Here is a 2835-nt window from a genome sequence, read left to right as displayed (position 1 = left end):
AACTGTATAAACTGGTTAATCGTTATTGTTTAATTGTTGGATTGTTAAATTGTTAACTGCAAATTGTAAACTGTATTTTTGGGTTAATCGGTTAATTGTTTAAACTGGTTAATTGAGCAAAATTGTTAAATTGCAGGATTGTTAAATTGTTAACTGCGAATTGCCAACTGTATTTTTGGGTTAATCGGTTAATTGTTTAAACTGGTTAATTGAGCAAAATTGTTAAATTGCAGGATTGTTAAATTGTTAACTGCATTATTGGTTAACTGCCTACAACACCGTCATCTCGACCGAAACGCAACTTGTACCGATTTTACATCGGTAGTGGAGTGGAGAGATCTATCTTGAGATAGATTTAGCTTCGCTGAGCCTTCGGGTTCTCGGCTGCGTTACACTCCGCTCGAAATGACGATAAATTCAGGAGTTATTCCATCAAAGATCATTCGATTCCTTTCAGGATGATAAAGCGCATTTTTAACAAACCTACACTATCCTCTTCTCAACACCAACCGCGAAACGCTAACTGCCCACCGCTACACCAAAAGCGCATTTAGTTTTCTTGTTTTAATTTTCGGTACGGCACCATGGCGCATAAACTCCGAAAAACCTTTTAACTGTTTGATGGCTTTAATGGCCTCATAACCCTCGTAAGATGTCCTGATCTTGTTCAACAGCAAAGTATCAGTTTTAAACATATCGCTTTCTACCAATAAACCTTTATCCAGAAACTTTTTAATCAGCTCGGCCATTTTTCCGTTTGCATATAAATGAAGGGGAAGTTTAAATACTTCATTATTGAGCTTTTCGAATGTCTCGTTGATCCATTCTACTTCAACTTCATTATTTATCGCAATTTTACCATCTTTTAAAACCACAGCGGTCAAAAATTCGCGTGCCCGTTGTCGGGATATAATATTACCATGAACACCATCGCGCAGGGTATAATCCAAACGATCGGCACAGAGCGCAGGTAACGACTGCTCTAAAATATCAAATGTACCATAGAGGATCTGATTGATATTATATCCATATTTTAAAAGCACATCGGGAATTTCGGATTTACATAAAACCTCGGCAAAAACTTTTTCATGGTAATCTTCGTCGGTATTACCAAAAACATAATCACCCACATGCGAAAAGGCTGTATGGGAAATATCATGCAATAAACCGGCAATCTGTTCGAGTTCCGAACCACCGAGCATCCTGATCAATAGGGTTACTCCAATGGCATGCTCTAAACGCGAATGGGAAATATCAGGATTCACCAAAAATATCGCACCGCTTTGATGTACTCCTGCCAACCTTTTTAAAGCATCGGTTTTTAACAGATCAGAAAACACCTCGGGCAATTCCATTTTGCCATATAAAAAATCATTTAACTGGATCATATTAATTTGCTTTAATCAGGAAATAAGGAGAAACAAAAATACTAATAAATTTAGTTTTACCAAAAATAATTATCCACATTTAAAAACCATTAAAACTAAATAAATTAGCTAAAAAACCAACTTTCAAATATTTTGAAGCTATTATTACATTTTCATGATCGATAAAAAAGCAGATGCAAAAACAAGCAAATAAATTAAACGTTATACTTGTAAAAAACAGCTATATGGCAACCGCTCAACAAATCAGAAAAGCATACCTCGACTATGTTTTAACTAACAACGAAAAGCCGAAATCGGTTTATGTTTTTGTAAAAAAACTTAAAATTACTGAAGCCGATTTCTATCAGTTTTTCTCTTCTTTCGAAAGCATAGAAAAAACCATCTGGTTCGAACTCACTTTCGAAACCATCAGCAAAATCAAAGAACAGGATGTATGGCTACAATACACCGCCAGGGAAAAAATGCTTTCCTTTTTTTACAGCTACCTGGAAAACCTGAAGAACGAACGCAGTTTTGTGATTTATAGTCTGAAAAACCACCGTGGAAAATTTTCTACACCGGATGTACTTGCAGGGGTAAAACCTATTTTCGAAAACTTTGCGCAGGAGATTATCGATGAAGGTTTGGATAGCGGCGAGCTTGCCGAGCGACGTTTTTTAAGTAAACGGTATAAAGATGCATTATGGATCCAGTTTGCCTTTATTGTTAACTTCTGGATCAATGATGATAGCGAGGGTTTTGAAAAAAGCGACGAGGCTATTGAAAAAGGCATTAATGTTACTTTTGATCTTTTTCAGCACTCGCCGATCGACAATTTATTGGAATACGGGAAGTTTTTATCAAGAAACGGGAAGTTTGCAGATAAGATGGGGTTTTAGGTATTAGATGAAAACACAAAAAAGTATCCCTACCACTAAGGTAGAGCGTTCGGCCAAATTTGTTAAAACCGGCATCCAGATCGGGGGCAATTACATTAAACATTATTCGAAAAAACTGTTCAATCCAGATATGGACCGCGAACAGCTTAACGAAGATAATGCTACCGATATCTATAAATCGTTAAGCGAATTAAAAGGTAGCGCCTTAAAAATTGCACAGATGCTGAGCATGGATAAAAATATCTTGCCAAAATCGTATGTAGATAAATTTACCCAATCGCAGTACAACGCCCCGCCCCTTTCGGGTCCGCTTATTGTACGCACCTTTACCAAGAATTTCGGTAAAACACCCGAACAGATCTACGACAGTTTTAACCTTACTTCAAGCAATGCGGCTTCGATCGGACAGGTACACCAGGCGATGCTAAATGGTAAAAAACTGGCCATCAAGATCCAGTATCCGGGCGTGGGCGATAGCATTTCTTCCGACCTGAAACTGGTGAAACCTTTTGCCTTCCGTTTATTGGGTATGTCGGAGCGGGAACTGAATATTTATATTAAAGAGGTTG

Annotated in this window: 3 protein-coding genes; 2 read left to right on the top strand and 1 reads right to left on the bottom strand. The window is 37.5% G+C overall.

Annotated features, from left to right (window positions below; genetic code table 11):
• Nucleotides 1–533: 533 nt before the first annotated feature.
• Complete coding sequence (locus B2V92_RS00150) at nt 534–1388, bottom strand: HD domain-containing protein (protein ID WP_293303709.1); 855 nt, start codon at nt 1386–1388, stop codon at nt 534–536.
• 224 nt (nt 1389–1612) lie between these two features.
• Between B2V92_RS00150 and B2V92_RS00145 the strand changes: the two genes are divergently transcribed.
• A complete protein-coding gene (locus tag B2V92_RS00145; protein ID WP_293303707.1) occupies nt 1613–2266 on the top strand; it encodes a TetR family transcriptional regulator C-terminal domain-containing protein in 654 nt (217 codons plus the stop codon).
• Between the two features lie 7 nt (nt 2267–2273).
• The coding region (locus tag B2V92_RS00140; protein ID WP_293303705.1) for an AarF/UbiB family protein at nt 2274–2835 on the top strand (562 nt) is incomplete at its 3' end.

The sequence above is a fragment of the Pedobacter sp. UBA5917 genome (genome assembly GCF_002432345.1).
GTDB lineage: Bacteria > Bacteroidota > Bacteroidia > Sphingobacteriales > Sphingobacteriaceae > Pedobacter.
This window is presented reverse-complemented; position numbering and strand designations above follow the sequence as displayed.